This is a genomic window from Paenibacillus konkukensis (genome assembly GCF_023523925.1).
Taxonomy (GTDB): Bacteria; Bacillota; Bacilli; order Paenibacillales; family NBRC-103111; genus Paenibacillus_S; species Paenibacillus_S doosanensis.
Window position 1 is genome coordinate 4,881,587 of the sequence record NZ_CP027059.1, and the last position, 16,031, is coordinate 4,897,617.

Annotated in this window: 27 protein-coding genes; all 27 read left to right on the forward strand. The window is 46.6% G+C overall.

Features of this window, described 5'->3' with window-relative positions:
* The first annotated feature begins 13 nt into the window (after window positions 1–13).
* The 27 genes from fusA to SK3146_RS21380 all read left to right on the forward strand — a co-directional run bounded on the left by fusA (window position 14) and on the right by SK3146_RS21380 (window position 16,030).
* A complete protein-coding gene (gene fusA, locus SK3146_RS21250; RefSeq protein ID WP_249860677.1) occupies window positions 14–2,089 on the forward strand; it encodes an elongation factor G in 2,076 nt (691 codons plus the stop codon).
* A gap of 33 nt (window positions 2,090–2,122) precedes the next feature.
* Window positions 2,123–3,313 (forward strand): elongation factor Tu, encoded by a 1,191-nt coding sequence (gene tuf / locus SK3146_RS21255; RefSeq protein ID WP_249860678.1) that lies wholly within the window; start codon window positions 2,123–2,125, stop codon window positions 3,311–3,313.
* 247 nt (window positions 3,314–3,560) lie between these two features.
* Window positions 3,561–3,869, forward strand: a complete 309-nt coding sequence (gene rpsJ, locus SK3146_RS21260; RefSeq protein ID WP_005544556.1) for a 30S ribosomal protein S10 — start codon at window positions 3,561–3,563, stop codon at window positions 3,867–3,869.
* 51 nt (window positions 3,870–3,920) lie between these two features.
* On the forward strand, window positions 3,921–4,538 hold the full coding sequence (gene rplC / locus SK3146_RS21265) for a 50S ribosomal protein L3 (RefSeq protein ID WP_249860679.1): 618 nt from the start codon (window positions 3,921–3,923) through the stop codon (window positions 4,536–4,538).
* Window positions 4,539–4,563: 25 nt separating this feature from the next.
* Window positions 4,564–5,187 carry a 50S ribosomal protein L4 gene (gene rplD / locus SK3146_RS21270; RefSeq protein ID WP_249860680.1) on the forward strand — a complete coding sequence of 208 codons (624 nt, stop codon included), beginning with the start codon at window positions 4,564–4,566 and terminating at the stop codon, window positions 5,185–5,187.
* Window positions 5,187–5,477: a 50S ribosomal protein L23 gene (rplW, locus tag SK3146_RS21275; RefSeq protein ID WP_249860681.1), complete on the forward strand. Its 291-nt coding sequence runs from the start codon at window positions 5,187–5,189 to the stop codon at window positions 5,475–5,477. The genes rplD and rplW overlap by 1 nt, the downstream gene beginning before the upstream one ends.
* 30 nt (window positions 5,478–5,507) lie before the next feature.
* Window positions 5,508–6,338: a 50S ribosomal protein L2 gene (gene rplB, locus SK3146_RS21280; RefSeq protein WP_249860682.1), complete on the forward strand. Its 831-nt coding sequence runs from the start codon at window positions 5,508–5,510 to the stop codon at window positions 6,336–6,338.
* 39 nt (window positions 6,339–6,377) lie between these two features.
* Window positions 6,378–6,656, forward strand: coding sequence for a 30S ribosomal protein S19 (gene rpsS / locus SK3146_RS21285; RefSeq protein ID WP_249860683.1), 279 nt, complete (start codon window positions 6,378–6,380; stop codon window positions 6,654–6,656).
* Window positions 6,657–6,704: 48 nt separating this feature from the next.
* On the forward strand, window positions 6,705–7,040 hold the full coding sequence (gene rplV / locus SK3146_RS21290) for a 50S ribosomal protein L22 (protein WP_249860684.1): 336 nt from the start codon (window positions 6,705–6,707) through the stop codon (window positions 7,038–7,040).
* A 13-nt stretch (window positions 7,041–7,053) separates the two neighbouring features.
* A complete protein-coding gene (gene rpsC / locus SK3146_RS21295; RefSeq protein WP_249860685.1) occupies window positions 7,054–7,719 on the forward strand; it encodes a 30S ribosomal protein S3 in 666 nt (221 codons plus the stop codon).
* A 2-nt stretch (window positions 7,720–7,721) separates the two neighbouring features.
* Window positions 7,722–8,156 (forward strand): 50S ribosomal protein L16, encoded by a 435-nt coding sequence (gene rplP, locus SK3146_RS21300; RefSeq protein WP_028552009.1) that lies wholly within the window; start codon window positions 7,722–7,724, stop codon window positions 8,154–8,156.
* Complete coding sequence (rpmC, locus tag SK3146_RS21305; RefSeq protein ID WP_239630959.1) at window positions 8,146–8,346, forward strand: 50S ribosomal protein L29; 201 nt, start codon at window positions 8,146–8,148, stop codon at window positions 8,344–8,346. The genes rplP and rpmC overlap by 11 nt, the downstream gene beginning before the upstream one ends.
* Window positions 8,347–8,369: 23 nt before the next feature.
* Window positions 8,370–8,633, forward strand: coding sequence for a 30S ribosomal protein S17 (rpsQ, locus tag SK3146_RS21310; protein WP_249860686.1), 264 nt, complete (start codon window positions 8,370–8,372; stop codon window positions 8,631–8,633).
* 41 nt (window positions 8,634–8,674) lie between these two features.
* Window positions 8,675–9,043 (forward strand): 50S ribosomal protein L14, encoded by a 369-nt coding sequence (gene rplN, locus SK3146_RS21315; RefSeq protein WP_239630961.1) that lies wholly within the window; start codon window positions 8,675–8,677, stop codon window positions 9,041–9,043.
* A gap of 114 nt (window positions 9,044–9,157) precedes the next feature.
* Window positions 9,158–9,511, forward strand: coding sequence for a 50S ribosomal protein L24 (gene rplX, locus SK3146_RS21320; protein ID WP_249860687.1), 354 nt, complete (start codon window positions 9,158–9,160; stop codon window positions 9,509–9,511).
* Window positions 9,512–9,543: 32 nt separating this feature from the next.
* A complete protein-coding gene (gene rplE / locus SK3146_RS21325; protein WP_249860688.1) occupies window positions 9,544–10,086 on the forward strand; it encodes a 50S ribosomal protein L5 in 543 nt (180 codons plus the stop codon).
* A gap of 27 nt (window positions 10,087–10,113) precedes the next feature.
* Window positions 10,114–10,299 (forward strand): type Z 30S ribosomal protein S14, encoded by a 186-nt coding sequence (locus SK3146_RS21330; RefSeq protein WP_026326663.1) that lies wholly within the window; start codon window positions 10,114–10,116, stop codon window positions 10,297–10,299.
* A 31-nt stretch (window positions 10,300–10,330) separates the two neighbouring features.
* Complete coding sequence (rpsH, locus tag SK3146_RS21335; protein WP_028552003.1) at window positions 10,331–10,729, forward strand: 30S ribosomal protein S8; 399 nt, start codon at window positions 10,331–10,333, stop codon at window positions 10,727–10,729.
* Between the two features lie 31 nt (window positions 10,730–10,760).
* Window positions 10,761–11,303, forward strand: coding sequence for a 50S ribosomal protein L6 (rplF, locus tag SK3146_RS21340; protein ID WP_249860689.1), 543 nt, complete (start codon window positions 10,761–10,763; stop codon window positions 11,301–11,303).
* A gap of 52 nt (window positions 11,304–11,355) precedes the next feature.
* A complete protein-coding gene (gene rplR, locus SK3146_RS21345) occupies window positions 11,356–11,724 on the forward strand; it encodes a 50S ribosomal protein L18 (protein ID WP_249860690.1) in 369 nt (122 codons plus the stop codon).
* 27 nt (window positions 11,725–11,751) lie between these two features.
* Complete coding sequence (gene rpsE / locus SK3146_RS21350) at window positions 11,752–12,249, forward strand: 30S ribosomal protein S5 (RefSeq protein ID WP_249860691.1); 498 nt, start codon at window positions 11,752–11,754, stop codon at window positions 12,247–12,249.
* 10 nt (window positions 12,250–12,259) lie between these two features.
* On the forward strand, window positions 12,260–12,448 hold the full coding sequence (gene rpmD / locus SK3146_RS21355) for a 50S ribosomal protein L30 (protein ID WP_094018035.1): 189 nt from the start codon (window positions 12,260–12,262) through the stop codon (window positions 12,446–12,448).
* A gap of 36 nt (window positions 12,449–12,484) precedes the next feature.
* Window positions 12,485–12,925: a 50S ribosomal protein L15 gene (rplO, locus tag SK3146_RS21360; RefSeq protein WP_249860692.1), complete on the forward strand. Its 441-nt coding sequence runs from the start codon at window positions 12,485–12,487 to the stop codon at window positions 12,923–12,925.
* Entirely contained in the window at window positions 12,925–14,226 is a 1,302-nt protein-coding gene (gene secY, locus SK3146_RS21365) for a preprotein translocase subunit SecY (RefSeq protein ID WP_249860693.1), read from the forward strand. Before rplO ends, secY begins: the two co-directional genes overlap by 1 nt.
* An 84-nt stretch (window positions 14,227–14,310) precedes the next feature.
* Window positions 14,311–14,961, forward strand: a complete 651-nt coding sequence (locus SK3146_RS21370; protein ID WP_249860694.1) for an adenylate kinase — start codon at window positions 14,311–14,313, stop codon at window positions 14,959–14,961.
* Window positions 14,961–15,713, forward strand: a complete 753-nt coding sequence (map, locus tag SK3146_RS21375; protein WP_249860695.1) for a type I methionyl aminopeptidase — start codon at window positions 14,961–14,963, stop codon at window positions 15,711–15,713. Before SK3146_RS21370 ends, map begins: the two co-directional genes overlap by 1 nt.
* A gap of 8 nt (window positions 15,714–15,721) precedes the next feature.
* On the forward strand, window positions 15,722–16,030 hold the full coding sequence (locus SK3146_RS21380) for a KOW domain-containing RNA-binding protein (protein ID WP_249860696.1): 309 nt from the start codon (window positions 15,722–15,724) through the stop codon (window positions 16,028–16,030).
* Window position 16,031 lies beyond the last annotated feature (1 nt).

Genomic DNA, 16,031 nt, shown 5'->3' on the forward strand with positions numbered 1-16,031 from the left:
AGGAGACAACCTGATGGCAAGAGAGTTCTCCTTAAAAGATACGCGTAATATCGGGATTATGGCGCATATTGATGCGGGTAAAACGACTACAACGGAGCGTATCTTGTTCTACACAGGCCGTACTCATAAAATCGGTGAAGTGCACGAAGGTGCTGCAACGATGGACTGGATGGAACAAGAGCAAGAGCGCGGTATTACAATTACGTCTGCCGCTACGACTGCCTCTTGGAAAGGTCACCGCATCAATATCATCGATACCCCGGGACACGTTGACTTCACCGTTGAAGTTGAACGTTCCCTGCGCGTGTTGGATGGAGCAGTAGGTGTGTTCAGTGCGAAGGAAGGCGTTGAGCCTCAATCCGAGACAGTTTGGAGACAAGCTGACCGTTACGGAGTTCCTCGTATTGCATACGTAAATAAAATGGACATCATCGGCGCGGATTTCTTGGGTGTAATTGAGCAAATGCGTGCAAGACTTGGCGCAAATGCAGTAGCTATCCAATTGCCGATCGGTGCTGAAAGTGATTTCGTTGGTATTATCGACTTGGTTGAACAAGTTGCCCACATGTTTAAAGACGATTTGGGTAAAGAAGTCGAAATCGTTGAAATCCCTGAAGAATACAAAGCAAAAGCGGAAGAGCTTCGTCTTGAGCTCGTGGAAAAAGTCGCTGAGCTTGATGAAGAGCTCATGATGAAATACCTCGAGGGTGAAGAGTTGACGGTAGAAGAGATTAAATCTGCTCTCCGTCAAGGCGTATGCCAAGTTAAAATCTTCCCTGTTGTTTGCGGTTCCTCTTACCGCAACAAAGGCGTTCAATTGATGATTGACGCTGTAGTGGATTATTTGCCAGCTCCTATCGACGTTCCTGACATTAAAGGAACTTTGGAGGACGGTACGGAAGTAACTCGTAAATCTGCTGACGACCAACCGTTCGCTGCTCTTGCGTTCAAGATCATGACGGATCCGTTCGTAGGTAAATTGACGTTCTTCCGCGTATATTCCGGTGTATTGAGCTCCGGTTCGTACGTAGTCAACTCCACAAAAGGCAAACGTGAAAGAATCGGCCGTATCCTTCAGATGCATGCTAACAGCCGTCAAGAAATCAGCGAAGTTTACTCCGGTGATATCGCGGCAGCCGTTGGTTTGAAAGATACGACAACCGGTGACACGCTTTGCGATGAGAAAAATCCGGTAATCCTGGAGTCCATGAACTTCCCAGAGCCGGTTATCCAGCTTGCTGTTGAGCCGAAAACGAAGGCTGACCAAGATAAGATGGGTATCGCTTTGCAAAAGCTTTCCGAAGAAGACCCGACTTTCCGTGCTCATACGGACGAAGAGACTGGTCAAACCATCATCGCCGGTATGGGTGAGCTTCACCTGGAGATCCTGGTTGACCGTATGCTTCGCGAATTCAAGGTAGAAACCAATGTGGGTAAACCGCAGGTTGCATACCGTGAAACGTTCCGTCAAGCGGCTAGAGTCGAAGGCAAGTTCGTTCGCCAATCCGGCGGCCGTGGTCAATACGGACATTGTTGGGTTGAGTTCGAACCGCTTGAAGCCGGTACTGGCTTCCAGTTCGAAAGCAAAATCGTGGGCGGCTCTATTCCTAGAGAATATATCGCTCCGATCCAAGCAGGTATTGAAGAGTCCATGAAGAACGGCGTATACGCCGGTTTCCCTCTTGTTGATATTAAAGCAACCGTTGTTGACGGTTCTTATCATGATGTCGACTCCAGTGAAATGGCGTTTAAAATTGCCGGTTCCATGGCTTTGAAAGCCGCAGCGGAAAAATGCCGTCCGGCATTGCTTGAGCCAATCATGAAAGTAGAAGTAACCGTACCGGAAGAGTACATGGGCGACGTAATGGGCGACCTGAACTCCCGCCGCGGACGGATCGAAGGTATGGACACTCGTCACGGTGCGCAAATCATCCGTGCAAAAGTACCTTTGTCCGAAATGTTCGGATACTCCACCACTTTGCGTTCCCGTACACAAGGTCGCGGCGTGTATTCGATGGAAATTTCCCACTATGAAGAAGTGCCTAAGTCCATTGCAGAAGAAATCGTTGCAAAGAACAAAGGCGCCTAATAATAAATGTTTATCTAAGGAGGCAATCTAACCATGGCAAAAGCGAAATTTGAGCGCAATAAACCGCACGTTAACATCGGCACGATCGGTCACGTTGACCACGGTAAAACAACTTTGACTGCTGCTATCACTACTGTATTGTCCAAAAGATACGGTGGCGCAGCGGTAGCTTTCGACCAAATCGACAAAGCTCCAGAAGAGCGTGAGCGCGGTATCACTATCTCCACTGCACACGTTGAATACGAAACTCCTAACCGTCACTACGCACACGTTGACTGCCCAGGTCACGCCGACTATGTTAAAAACATGATCACAGGCGCAGCGCAAATGGACGGAGCGATCCTGGTTGTATCCGCAGCTGACGGCCCAATGCCGCAAACTCGCGAACACATCCTGCTCTCCCGCCAAGTAGGCGTTCCTTACATCGTCGTATTCTTGAACAAATGCGACATGGTTGAAGACGAAGAGCTTCTGGAATTGGTTGAAATGGAAGTTCGCGACTTGTTGAACGAATATGAGTTCCCAGGCGACGACACTCCAATCGTACGCGGTGCAGCTCGTGAAGCTTTGCAAAACCCAGACGGTCCTTGGGCTGATAAAATCATTGAGCTGTTCGAGCACATTGATTCTTACATCCCAACTCCTGAGCGCGACACTGACAAGCCTTTCTTGATGCCTGTCGAGGACGTATTCTCGATCACTGGCCGCGGTACTGTTGCTACAGGTCGTGTAGAGCGCGGTACGGTTAAAGTACAAGACGAGATCGAAATCGTTGGTCTTGTTGAAGAAACTCGCAAATCCGTCGTTACTGGCGTTGAGATGTTCCGCAAATTGCTGGACTCCGCTCAAGCTGGCGACAACATCGGCGCATTGCTTCGCGGTGTAGACCGTAAAGATATCGAGCGTGGACAAGTATTGGCTAAACCGGGTTCGGTTAAACCACACACGAACTTCTCTGCTCAAATCTACGTTCTGACTAAAGAAGAGGGTGGCCGTCATAAGCCTTTCTTCACTGGCTACCGTCCTCAATTCTATTTCCGTACAACTGACGTTACAGGTATCATCAACCTGCCTGAAGGTACTGAAATGGTTATGCCAGGCGACAACATCACGGTTACGGTTGAGCTGATCGCTCCAATCGCTATCGAAGAAGGTACTCGCTTCGCTATCCGCGAAGGCGGCCGTACTGTAGGCGCTGGCGCAGTTGCAACTATCAGCAAGTAATTGCTGAAGCGATAACGAATCCCTTCATCTTGCATAAAGATGAGGGGATTTATTTTTTTAGGCAAAAGTGCAAAGAAGAGCTTGCTTTTTCATTCAGGATTTTATATAATAGTGAGCGTTGGTCTGTGACGTTGCGATGACGTGAGAGGTTGCTGACACACCCGGCCCCTTTGCCATAGGGACGGCGTCAGGAGATTTTCACTGAGTATGTCCGATACTAAATTGGGCGATAGAAGGAGGGAATACTATGGCAAAGCAAAAAATTCGTATTCGTTTGAAGGCTTATGATCACAGAATTTTGGATCAATCCGCCGAGAAAATTGTTGAAACTGCGAAACGCTCCGGTGCAGGCGTATCGGGTCCGATTCCGCTGCCTACGGAGAAGCAAATCATCACGATTCTTCGTGCGGTTCACAAATACAAAGACTCTCGCGAACAATTCGAAATGCGCACACATAAGCGCTTGATCGATATTGTTAACCCAACGCCTCAAACTGTAGATGCTTTGATGCGTTTGGATCTGCCGTCCGGTGTGGACATCGAAATTAAACTGTAATTCACATGTGAATAAATAAATGAACGTATGAGAGGAAAAGAGGTGTCAACGATGAAAGGTATCTTAGGGAAAAAACTTGGAATGACTCAAGTGTTTACTCCGGAAGGTTTGGTTATTCCAGTAACGGTAATCCAAGCAGGTCCTTGTACTGTACTTCAGAAAAAGGACGTGGAGAACGACGGTTACGAAGCGATCCAAATCGGTTTTGATGATAAGAAAGAAAAGAATGCCAATAAACCTGAGTTGGGCCATGCGAAGAAAGCAGGCGCAACACCTAAGCGCTACGTAAAAGAAATTCGCGGTATGTCTGAATTGGAAGTTGGCCAAGAGATTAAAGCTGACTTGTTTGCAGAAGGCGAATTCGTTGACGTAACGGGTACATCCAAAGGTAAAGGGTTCCAAGGCGTTATCAAAAGACATAATCAATCCACAGGTCCAATGGCTCACGGCTCTCGTTATCACCGCGGACCAGGTTCCATGGGTTCGATTCAAGCAAACCGTGTTCCAAAGGGTAAAAACCTGCCAGGACATATGGGTAGCGAAACGGTTACTTTGCAAAACCTTGAAGTGATCAAAGTAGATGTTGAACGTAATGTAATCTTGGTTAAAGGCTCCATCCCAGGCGCTAGAAACAGCTACGTTAGCGTGAAATCTACGGTGAAGAAATAAGTAAAGCAGGAAAGGAGGATTACAGATGCCAAAAGTAGCATTATACAACGTTAGTGGTTCCCAAGTGGGAGAAGTTGAATTGTCGGATTCCGTATTTGGAATTGAACCTCACGTTCACGTTTTGAACGAAGCGGTTCTGATGCAGCGCGCTTCTCTGCGTCTTGGTACTCATAAAGTAAAAGGACGTTCCGAAGTTCGCGGCGGTGGCCGTAAACCATGGAAACAAAAAGGTACAGGCCGTGCTCGTCAAGGTAGTATCCGCGCTCCTCAATGGAAAGGTGGCGGTACCGTATTCGGACCGACTCCACGGAGCTATTCCTACAAGCTGCCTAAAAAAGTTCGTCGTCTTGCGATCAAATCTGCATTATCTTCCAAGGTAATCGGAAATGAAATCATCGTGCTTGATCAATTGCAATTGGCTCAGCCGAAGACGAAAGAATTCGCAGCGATTCTTAACAACTTGAAAGTGGACCGCAAAGCTTTGGTAGTTACAGCTGGTTACGAAGAAAACGTAGCATTGTCCGCACGCAACATTCCTGGAGTGAAATTTGTAGTAGCTGAAGGAATCAACGTGCTTGATGTTATGGTTTACGACAAGCTGATCATTACTAAGGATGCGGTACAGAAGGTAGAGGAGGTGTTTGCGTAATGAAGAACCCTCGCGACATTATTAAACGCCCTGTAATTACTGAGCGTACAAGCGATATGATGGCCGAGAAGAAATACGTTTTCGAAGTTGATCTTCGTGCGAACAAAACGGAAATCAAACAAGCCATCGAGTCGATTTTCAAAGTGAAAGTAACGAATGTTAACACAATGAGAATGCCGGCTAAGCCTAAGCGTTACGGTCGTTACTCCGGATATACTTCCGAGTGGAAAAAAGCGATTGTTTCCTTGAGCGCAGACAGCAAAGAACTCGAATTCTTCGAAACGGTGTAATTCATTTTTAGAAGTAAGGAGGGAATCTAAGTGCCAATCAAAAAATATAAACCAACCTCGCCTGCAAGACGCGCTATGTCGGTTTCTACATTTGAAGAAATCACAACGTCTACACCGGAGAAATCCTTGCTTGCACCTTTGAGCAAAAAAGCAGGCCGTAACAACCAAGGTAAAATTACGGTTCGTCACCAAGGCGGCGGACATAAGCGTAAATACCGGATCATCGACTTCAAACGGAACAAAGATGGAATACCTGGACGCGTTGCTACAATCGAATACGATCCAAACCGTTCGGCTAACATCGCTTTGATTCACTATGTTGACGGTGAAAAACGTTATATCATTGCTCCAAAAGGCTTGAAAGTAAACGATCAAATCGTTTCCGGTGCTGGAGCGGACATCAAGATCGGCAATGCATTGCCGCTTGAAAACATTCCTGTAGGTACTGTGATTCACAACATCGAGTTGAAACCGGGCAAAGGCGGACAATTGGTTCGTGCAGCCGGTACGGAAGCTCAACTGCTCGGTAAAGAAGAGGATTATGTAACGATCCGTCTTTCTTCCGGCGAAGTAAGAAAAGTTCTTAAAGTTTGCCGCGCTACGATCGGTGCTGTAGGTAACGAAGACTACGAGCTCGTGAAAATCGGTAAAGCCGGACGTTCCCGCTGGTTGGGTCAAAGACCTGAAGTGCGCGGGGTTGTAATGAACCCTAACGATCACCCTCACGGTGGTGGTGAAGGCCGCGCTCCAATCGGACGTAAATCCCCGATGTCTCCTTGGGGTAAACCGACCCTGGGTTATAAAACGCGTAAAAAAGGCAAAGCTTCTGATAAATATATCGTTCGTCGTCGTACGAAGTAATATCTATAAAGGTACGATTAATGAAGGGAGGAACGAAACATGGGTCGCAGTTTGAAAAAAGGACCTTTCGTGGACGGCTATCTTTTGAAGAAAGTCGAAGCGCAAGGAGATACAACTAAGAAGCAAGTAATTAAAACTTGGTCTCGCCGTTCTACCATTTTCCCGCAATTTATCGGTCACACATTTGCGGTGTACGATGGAAGAAAGCACGTGCCGGTTTATGTTACAGAAGATATGGTTGGACACAAACTGGGTGAGTTTGCTCCAACTCGTACTTACAAAGGTCATGATGATGACAAGAAAACAGGCAAACGCTAATTAGAGCGTTTTGCTATCGATGAGTTGTAAATGAGAGGAGGTACTTCCATGCAAGAAGCAAAATCCATTGCAAGATTCGTTCGCATTGCTCCTCGTAAGGCGCAATTGGTGGTCGATTTGATCCGCGGCAAACAAGTTGGTGAGGCAATCGCCATTCTGCGTCACACGCCGAAGGCTGCATCCCCGATCGTGGAGAAGGTTCTGAATTCGGCAATCGCCAATGCGGAGCATAACTACTCCATGGACCCTAACAGCTTGGTTGTTTCCCAGGCTTACGTGAACCAAGGTCCAACGATGAAAAGATTCCGTCCTCGCGCTATGGGCCGTGCGAGCCGTATTAATAAACGTACCAGCCACATTACGTTAGTGGTATCTGAAAAATAAGGAGGGATAACGTGTGGGTCAGAAAGTAAACCCGGTAGGACTTAGAATTGGTATTATCCGCGATTGGGAATCCAAATGGTACGCTGGTAAAGATTTCGGCGATCTGCTTTTGGAAGACGTGAAAATCCGCGAATACCTGAAAGAAAAGCTGAAGGATTCGGCTGTTTCTCACATTGATATTGAACGTGCGGCAAACCGTGTTAATGTTACTATTCATACGGCTAAGCCTGGTATGGTTATCGGTAAAGGTGGCTCGGAAGTTGAGATTATTCGCAACTACATCGCCAAGCTGACGAACGGTAAGAAAATCCATATCAACATTTCCGAAATCAAAAATCCTGAGCTGGACGCTATCTTGGTAGCAGAAAGCATCGCTCAACAATTGGAGCGTCGCGTTTCGTTCCGTCGTGCGATGAAGCAAGCACTTCAAAGATCGATGAGAGCTGGAGCAAAAGGGATCAAGACATCGGTAAGCGGTCGTTTGGGTGGAGCGGAAATCGCCAGAACGGAAGGATACAGCGAAGGTACGGTTCCTCTTCATACGCTGCGTGCGGACATCGATTATGGTACAGCGGAAGCTCATACCACTTATGGCCGTATCGGCGTAAAAGTATGGATCTATCGTGGCGAAGTTCTTCCAACGGCTAAGAAAAAGGCTGTAACGGAAGGAGGCAACTAATCATGTTAGTTCCTAAACGTGTAAAACACCGTAAAGAACATCGCGGCAATATGCGCGGTCGTGCTAAAGGCGGTACGGAAGTACATTTCGGCGAATATGGTTTGCAAGCAATGGAACCGGCTTGGGTGACGAACCGTCAAATCGAAGCTGCTCGTATTGCGATGACTCGTTACATCAAACGGGGCGGTAAAGTTTGGATCAAAATTTTCCCTGCGAAGCCAATTACTCAAAAACCTCTTGAGGTTCGGATGGGTAGCGGTAAAGGTAACGTGGAAAAATGGGTTGCTGTTGTTAAGCCAGGTAAAATTATGTTCGAACTTGCCGGCGTAAGTGAAGAGATTGCTCGCGAAGCAATGCGTCTTGCTTCTCACAAGCTGCCGATCAAAACGAAGTTTGTTAAAAGAGAAGATGTAGGTGGTGAAGCAAATGAAAGCTAGTGAATTTCGCAACTTAACCACTGCTGAGATTGAACAAAAGGTTGCCGGATTTAAGGAACAACTCTTTAACCTCCGTTTTCAACTGGCTACCGGTCAACTGGATAACCCAGTTCAGATTCGAGAAGTCCGCAAAGAGATTGCTCGTGCAAAGACTGTTTTGCGTGAAAGAGAACTGGGTATCATTAGTTAATGAATGAGAGAGGAGGATCTCACATGAGTGAACGTAACGAACGTAAAACTCAGGTTGGTAAAGTCGTAAGCAACAAAATGGACAAAACCATCGTTGTTGCCGTTGAGACTTACAAAAAACACGATCTTTACCACAAGAGAATTAAATATACGAAGAAATTCAAAGCGCATGACGAAAACAACGAAGCGCAAATCGGTGACGTTGTTAGAGTTATGGAAACTCGTCCGCTCTCCAAAGACAAGCGTTGGAGACTGATCGAAGTTGTAGAAAAAGCGGTTATCGTTTAAGATATGCTAATTGCATCAATTCCGGAAGGAGGGTTTAGACAATGATTCAACCTCTATCTCGTTTAAATGTGGCTGACAACTCTGGTGCAAAACAGCTTATGTGCATTCGCGTATTGGGTGGTACAGGTCGTCGTGTAGGTCATATCGGTGATTTGATCATCTGCTCCGTGAAAGAAGCAACACCAGGTGGCGTTGTCAAAAAAGGTGATGTTGTTAAGGCCGTTATCGTTCGTACGAAGAGCGGTGCCCGCCGTAAAGACGGTTCCTACATCAGCTTCGACGAAAATGCAGCGGTTATCGTAAAAGATGACAAGAGTCCTCGCGGAACTCGTATCTTTGGACCAGTTGCTCGTGAGCTTCGTGACAGAGATTTCATGAAAATCGTATCTCTTGCACCGGAAGTTATCTAATATAGAAGCGGCGCCCGGTTAAGGGGCTGCTTACGAAGTTAGCGTTCTCCGAACGCTCAGTACATGCTTACGAAGTGAGTTTTCTACCGAAAACTCTTAGGAGGTGGAAATTCGATGCCAAACAAAGGTAAGAAGTTAGAGTCTTACAACAATAAATTGAACGTGAAAAAAGACGATACCGTGTTCGTGATTACTGGTAAAGACAAAGGTAAAAAAGGTCGCGTAATCGCAGCATACCCTCGTGAGAACCGCGTATTGGTTGAAGGTGTGAACTTGGTTAAAAAGCACACTAAGCCATCGCAAGCTAATCCACAAGGCGGTATCATCACTCAAGAAGCACCGATTCACGTATCCAACGTGATGCTGGTTGATCCAAAGAGCGGCCAACCTACCCGTGTAGGTTACAAAGTTCTGGATAACGGTAAAAAAGTGCGCGTAGCTAAAAAATCCGGTGAAGTCATCGATTAATCGTATAAGTTAGGAAAGGAGGTACATCAAACATGACAGCAAGATTGAAAGATCGTTTTCTGAACGAAGTTACTCCTTCGTTAATTCAGAAGTTCAACTACTCTACGGTTATGCAAGTGCCTAAAATTGAGAAAGTCGTCATCAACATGGGTGTTGGCGAGGCTGTTTCCAATTCCAAAGTGCTTGACGTAGCGGTTCAAGACCTTCAACTGATCGCTGGTCAAAAACCGGTAGTAACCAGAGCGAAAAAATCGATCGCAGGGTTCAAACTGCGTGAAAATATGCCAATCGGCGTAAAAGTAACATTGCGCGGCGAGCGTATGTATCACTTCTTGGACAAATTGTTCAACGTAGCTCTTCCTCGCGTTCGTGACTTCCGCGGTGTATCTGCCAAAGCATTCGACGGCCGCGGTAACTACACGCTGGGTCTGAAAGAACAATTGATTTTCCCGGAAATCGAGTACGATAAAGTGGATAAAGTTCGCGGTATGGACATCGTTATCGTAACGACGGCTAAAACTGACGAAGAATCCCGTGAATTATTAACCCAATTAGGAATGCCGTTTACAAAATAAACGGTACAAGCGGAGGTGTAAAAGTAAGTGGCAAAAACTTCGATGAAAGTGAAGCAGCAGCGCCCTCCTAAATTTAAGGTACAGGCGTATACACGCTGCGAACGCTGTGGTCGTCCGCATTCCGTTCTACGGAAATTCAAAATTTGCAGAATTTGTTTCCGTGAATTAGCATATAAAGGCCAGATTCCTGGCGTGAAAAAAGCAAGCTGGTAATTACCCTAGTTTCGGGAAGGAGGTTCACAATATGGTGATGTCAGATCCAATTGCAGATATGCTTACTCGCATTCGCAATGCAAACGTAGTGCGTCATGAAACGGTTGAAATCCCTGCTTCGAAGATCAAAAGAGAAATCGCTGAGATTCTGAAGAAGGAAGGCTTTATCCGTGACGCTGAATATATCGAGGATAACAAGCAAGGGATTATCCGTCTTTTCTTGAAATACGGCCCTAACAATGAGCGTGTTATCTCCGGTCTGAAAAGAATCAGCAAACCGGGCTTGCGTGTTTACACTCAAAGCCAGGAGGTTCCACGCGTGCTTGGAGGATTGGGAATTGCAATCATTTCCACTTCCAAAGGCGTTATGACCGATAAAGAAGCTCGTCAATCCAAAGCAGGCGGAGAAGTTATCTGCTACGTGTGGTAATACAGAATTTAAATGAACGGAGGTGCAAACCATGTCCCGTATTGGTCGCAAACCAATTACAATCCCAAGCGGAGTCAACGTTACTCTGGACAACACGCTGATCACAGTGAAAGGTCCTAAAGGCACATTGAGCCGCGAACTTCATAAAGAAATGAAAGTGGTCGTTTCGGAAAACGAAATTTCTGTAGAACGCCCTTCTGACAATAAATTGCATCGTTCCCTTCACGGTACGACTAGAAGTGTTGTTGCCAACATGGTTAGTGGTGTAACGGAAGGATTCGCAAAATCGCTTGATCTGGTTGGTGTAGGTTACCGTGCCAACAAAACCGGCAACAAACTGGTTTTGAACGTAGGTTACTCTCATCCGGTTGAAATCGAGCCTGAGAGCGGCATCGAATTCGAAGTTCCATCCAACACTAAGATCATCGTTAAAGGTATCGATAAAGAATTGGTCGGAGCAACGGCTGCAAAAGTTCGTTCCGTACGTGAACCGGAACCTTACAAAGGTAAAGGTATCAAGTATGAAGGCGAGCGTATCCTTCGTAAAGAAGGTAAAGCAGGTAAGAAGAAATAAGGTCGCTTAAATAGCGATACTTTCTTATCCAAGTTGAAAGGAGTGACCTCGAATGATTACAAAAGGCGATAAAAACAAAGCCCGTTTGAAAAGACACCTGCGTGTTCGTAAGAAAATTCAAGGTACGACTGAACGTCCGCGCTTGAACATCTTCCGTTCTTCCAAACACATGTACGCTCAATTGATCGACGATGTGAAAGGTGTAACGATCGCTTCCGCTTCGACTCAAGATAAAGAGTTGAAAGAAAGCATCGGTAACGGCGGTAACGTGGAAGCTGCTCGCAAGGTCGGAGCTTTGATTGCAGAGCGCGCTAAAAAGAGCGGCGTAGTACAAGTCGTATTTGACCGTGGCGGATACTTGTATCATGGCCGTGTGCAAGCACTGGCTGATGCAGCTCGTGAAGCAGGACTTGAATTTTAATACAAACATACAAGGAGGTAAAGTCACTTGCGTATTGATCCCAATACTTTAGAGTTAACTGAAAAAGTTGTTAACATTAATCGCGTTGCTAAAGTAGTAAAAGGCGGACGTCGTTTCAGCTTCAGCGCATTGGTCGTTGTTGGCGACGGCAAAGGCTGGGTAGGCGCAGGAATCGGTAAAGCCGCTGAGGTACCGGACGCTATCCGCAAAGGTATCGAAGATGCTAAGAAAAACCTGATTCATGTTCCTATCGTTGGCACTACCATTCCTCACTTGGTTATCGGCAAATTCGGAGCAGGCAGCGTTCTTTTGAAACCTGCATCGAAAGGTACCGGAGTTATCGCCGGCGGCCCTGTTCGTGCGGTATTGGAACTTGCCGGTGTAGGCGACATTTTGACAAAATCCCTAGGTTCTTCGAACTCCATCAACATGGTTAACGCCACATTGGAAGGTTTGCAACGTCTGAAACGTGCAGAAGAAGTTGCAAAACTGCGTGGCAAAACCGTTGAAGAACTTTTAGGTTAGGAGGGAAACCATGGCTAAGCAATTGCAAATTACCCTCAAGCGCAGTCTGATCGGTCGTCCGGAAGTACAGCGTCGTACAGTCGCTTCTCTTGGACTCCGCAAACTGCATCAAACGGTTACGCATAATGACAATGCAGCTATCCGCGGCATGGTCAATCATGTAAGCCACTTGATCGAAGTTAAAGAAATCGAAGCATAAATGGTTTAACAAAAAGCATTAGAGGAGGTGCAAACGATGAAATTGCATGAACTTACATCTGCTGAAGGATCCCGCAAAGCCCGTAAACGTGTAGGCCGCGGTATCGGTAGTGGTATGGGTAAAACAGCTACTCGCGGTCACAAAGGGCAAAACGCTCGTTCCGGCGGTGGCGTTCGGCCTGGTTTTGAGGGCGGTCAAAACCCTCTATATCGTCGCTTGCCTAAGCGTGGTTTCACAAACCGTTTCCGCAAGGAATTCGCAATTGTGAACTTGACTGAGCTTAACAAGTTCGCTGCCGGTACAGAAGTTACTCCAGAAGTTCTTCTTGAGTCCGGTATTGTGAAAAATGCAAGAGACGGCATTAAAATCTTGGGTGATGGCGAACTTACGGTTCAACTGAACGTGAAAGCTAACAAATTCTCTCAATCTGCGGTAGAGAAAATCCAAGCTGCCGGCGGTAAAACCGAGGTGATTTAATGTTTCGCACCATATCCAATATTTTTAAAGTGGATGATCTACGGAGAAGAATCATTTTCACCTTGTTGGTTCTGATCGTCTACAGAATTGGTGCTTTCATTCCGGTACCTAACATCAACACAGATATTTTGAAGCTTCAAGATCAGGCCAATTCCAGTGACGTATTTGGCTTGCTGAATACTTTCTCCGGAGGCGCATTGTTCCAATTCTCCATCTTCGCGATGGGAATTATGCCGTATATCACATCCTCGATCATTGTGCAGCTCTTGTCGATGGATGTCATACCAAGGTTTGCACAATGGGCAAAAGAAGGGGAAGTCGGCAGACGGAAGTTAGCGCAAATTACCCGTTATGGTACAATCGTATTAGGCTTGATTCAAGCGTTTGGTTTGGCGATCGGATTTAACCGAATCTACGCGGGACTGGTTGTGAATCCGACATTCACGACATATGCTTTAATTGCGATTGTTCTTACTGCGGGAACTGCATTTCTGATGTGGTTAGGGGAACAAATCACTGAGAACGGAATTGGAAATGGTATTTCCATGATCATCTTTGCGGGGATCGTGGCCGCGATTCCTACGGGGATCTCGCAAATCGTGAAGACCGAGTTTGCAGAAGCAGGCGACGCTTTGTTCTTGAACATCGTGAAGATGGTCATTATCCTTATCGTCGTTATTGCGCTGATCGCCGGGGTTATTTTCGTACAGCAAGGTGTGCGTAAAATTCCGGTTCAGTATGCTAAGCGCGTGGTCGGCCGCAAAATGTATGGTGGACAATCGACACATATACCTTTGAAGGTCAACGCGGCAGGTGTTATTCCGGTTATCTTCGCCCTTTCGCTGCTTGTATTCCCTCCTACAATCGCAAGTTTCTGGAGAGGGAACCCTGTAGCCGACTGGATCATTACGAACCTGAATTATACGCACCCGCTCGGCATGGTCTTGTATGTGCTGCTTATCATCGGTTTTACCTTCTTCTATACGTTTGTTCAGATCAACCCTGAGCAAATGGCAGACCAAATGAAGAAAAACGGCGGTTATATTCCTGGGATTCGTCCCGGCAAGACAACTTCCGTCTACCTGACAAGGGTTATGACCCGCATTACGCTGTCGGGCGCTTTGTTCTTGTCTGTCATCTCTATCCTGCCTATGGTGCTTGGAAGCCTGGCCGGCTTGCCGAACTCGGTAAGAATCGGCGGTACATCCTTGCTGATCGTGATCGGCGTCGGACTAGAGACGATGAAGCAGATCGAAAGCCAATTGATCAAGCGTCACTACAAAGGTTTCATTAATAAATAGCAAATAGGTTCTGGTAGTTATTTATTAGCTATCGGCACCTATTGTGCTGTTAGCATCATTTGATGCGATGGGGAGGAAATCATTATGAACGTGATCTTTATGGGACCTCCTGGTGCAGGTAAAGGTACACAGGCGGAAGGAATCGTCAATGAGTTTCAAATTCCGCATATTTCGACCGGTGATGCTTTCCGTTTAGCTATGAAACAGGAAACGGCACTTGGCTTGGAAGCAAAAAAATATGTGGACCAAGGATTGCTTGTTCCCGACGAAATCACTATCGGTATCGTAAAGGAACGCTTGCAGCAGCCGGATTGCGAAAAGGGCTTTTTGCTTGACGGATTTCCTAGAACGATCTCGCAAGCGGAAGCGTTGGACGGCATCATGGCATCTTTGGACAGAAGCATAGACCACGTCATCAACTTAAAGGTAGATCGCAGTCTGCTTTTGGCTAGATTGACTGGACGAAGAATCTGTAAGTCATGTGGAGCTACGTATCATATCTTGTTTAACCCTCCTGCACGTGAAAATGTGTGTGATAAATGTTCAGGCGAATTGTATCAAAGATCGGACGACACCGAAGAAAAAGTCGGAACTCGTCTTGACGAATACACGAACAAAACAGCACCGCTTTTGTCGTATTACCGTAACAAAGGAAACTTGCGTGAGGTTAACGGCGAGCAAGAAATAAGTGCGGTTACTACACAAATCAGTTCACTATTGCGAGGGCAAGCGTAATGATCATTTGTAAGTCAGCTGCTGAATTGGAATTAATGAGAGAAGCCGGCCGCATCGTGGCCGACACGCATCGCTTATTACAGAAAGCCATTCAGCCCGATATTACAACGAAAGAGCTGGATCAAATCGCAGAAGAATATATTCGCAGTCAGGGCGCAACCCCATCTTTTAAAGGCTATAACGGTTTTTCTGGCAGCATCTGTGCTTCAGTCAATGATGAATTGGTACACGGCATACCCAGTGGGCGTAAGCTAAAAGATGGCGACATCATCAGTATCGATATCGGTGCAAACTACAAGGGATATCATGGTGACTCTGCATGGACGTACGGCGTAGGGACGATTTCGGAAACGGCCAAGAAGTTATTGGAAGTAACCGAGCGCTCCTTGTACGCGGGTCTTGCGGAAGCCAAACCGGATGCGCGATTGTACACTATCTCTCACGCGATTCAAAAATGCGTCGAGGATGAAGGTTTTTCGATTGTTCGAGAGTATGTAGGACATGGTGTAGGAACGGAGCTTCATGAAGATCCGCAAATTCCGAATTACGGCATGCCGGGCCATGGGCCTAGGCTGAAGCCGGGAATGGTATTAGCGATCGAGCCGATGGTTAACGTAGGGGAACGTTATGTCAAAACCCTCGAAGATAATTGGACGGTCGTTACAGTGGATGGCACACTGTGCGCGCATTTCGAGCATACCATCGCAATCACTCCGGACGGTTATGAAATATTAACGCAGTCCCGGGCATAGGTGAGAGCGTGAATTCGGCAAACCTTCCGCAACTCGGACAAATCGTTAGGATCGTTCGCGGTAAGGACTCCGGCATGTACGCCGTTATTATCAACGTCGAAGACCAACGATTCGTGTGGATTGCCGACGGCGGCAAACGGAAGTTCGACCAGCCTAAGAAGAAAAACTTGATTCACCTCGAGTTATTGCAAACGATCTGCAGCGAAGTAGTGGACAGCTTGAAGGAAAGCGGTCGTGTGACGAACGGTAAGTTACGTTTCGCACTGAAAAAGTATGTGGACCAGATGAAATCAGAAGCACAAGAGAAAGGAGAATGAC

What these genes read in the sequence shown, in the direction of transcription:
- rplN (WP_239630961.1), top strand. Translation starts at nt 8,675, where the DNA reads ATGATTCAACCTCTATCTCGTTTAAATGTGGCTGACAACTCTGGTGCA.
- rpmC (WP_239630959.1), top strand. Translation starts at nt 8,146, where the DNA reads ATGAAAGCTAGTGAATTTCGCAACTTAACCACTGCTGAGATTGAACAA.
- rplO (WP_249860692.1), top strand. Translation starts at nt 12,485, where the DNA reads ATGAAATTGCATGAACTTACATCTGCTGAAGGATCCCGCAAAGCCCGT.
- rpsJ (WP_005544556.1), top strand. Translation starts at nt 3,561, where the DNA reads ATGGCAAAGCAAAAAATTCGTATTCGTTTGAAGGCTTATGATCACAGA.
- fusA (WP_249860677.1), top strand. Translation starts at nt 14, where the DNA reads ATGGCAAGAGAGTTCTCCTTAAAAGATACGCGTAATATCGGGATTATG.
- rplE (WP_249860688.1), top strand. Translation starts at nt 9,544, where the DNA reads ATGACAGCAAGATTGAAAGATCGTTTTCTGAACGAAGTTACTCCTTCG.
- rpmD (WP_094018035.1), top strand. Translation starts at nt 12,260, where the DNA reads ATGGCTAAGCAATTGCAAATTACCCTCAAGCGCAGTCTGATCGGTCGT.
- SK3146_RS21370 (WP_249860694.1), top strand. Translation starts at nt 14,311, where the DNA reads ATGAACGTGATCTTTATGGGACCTCCTGGTGCAGGTAAAGGTACACAG.
- tuf (WP_249860678.1), top strand. Translation starts at nt 2,123, where the DNA reads ATGGCAAAAGCGAAATTTGAGCGCAATAAACCGCACGTTAACATCGGC.
- map (WP_249860695.1), top strand. Translation starts at nt 14,961, where the DNA reads ATGATCATTTGTAAGTCAGCTGCTGAATTGGAATTAATGAGAGAAGCC.
- rplD (WP_249860680.1), top strand. Translation starts at nt 4,564, where the DNA reads ATGCCAAAAGTAGCATTATACAACGTTAGTGGTTCCCAAGTGGGAGAA.
- rpsQ (WP_249860686.1), top strand. Translation starts at nt 8,370, where the DNA reads ATGAGTGAACGTAACGAACGTAAAACTCAGGTTGGTAAAGTCGTAAGC.
- rpsH (WP_028552003.1), top strand. Translation starts at nt 10,331, where the DNA reads ATGGTGATGTCAGATCCAATTGCAGATATGCTTACTCGCATTCGCAAT.
- secY (WP_249860693.1), top strand. Translation starts at nt 12,925, where the DNA reads ATGTTTCGCACCATATCCAATATTTTTAAAGTGGATGATCTACGGAGA.
- rplV (WP_249860684.1), top strand. Translation starts at nt 6,705, where the DNA reads ATGCAAGAAGCAAAATCCATTGCAAGATTCGTTCGCATTGCTCCTCGT.
- rplC (WP_249860679.1), top strand. Translation starts at nt 3,921, where the DNA reads ATGAAAGGTATCTTAGGGAAAAAACTTGGAATGACTCAAGTGTTTACT.
- rplP (WP_028552009.1), top strand. Translation starts at nt 7,722, where the DNA reads ATGTTAGTTCCTAAACGTGTAAAACACCGTAAAGAACATCGCGGCAAT.
- rplW (WP_249860681.1), top strand. Translation starts at nt 5,187, where the DNA reads ATGAAGAACCCTCGCGACATTATTAAACGCCCTGTAATTACTGAGCGT.
- rpsS (WP_249860683.1), top strand. Translation starts at nt 6,378, where the DNA reads ATGGGTCGCAGTTTGAAAAAAGGACCTTTCGTGGACGGCTATCTTTTG.
- rplX (WP_249860687.1), top strand. Translation starts at nt 9,158, where the DNA reads ATGCCAAACAAAGGTAAGAAGTTAGAGTCTTACAACAATAAATTGAAC.
- rplF (WP_249860689.1), top strand. Translation starts at nt 10,761, where the DNA reads ATGTCCCGTATTGGTCGCAAACCAATTACAATCCCAAGCGGAGTCAAC.
- rplR (WP_249860690.1), top strand. Translation starts at nt 11,356, where the DNA reads ATGATTACAAAAGGCGATAAAAACAAAGCCCGTTTGAAAAGACACCTG.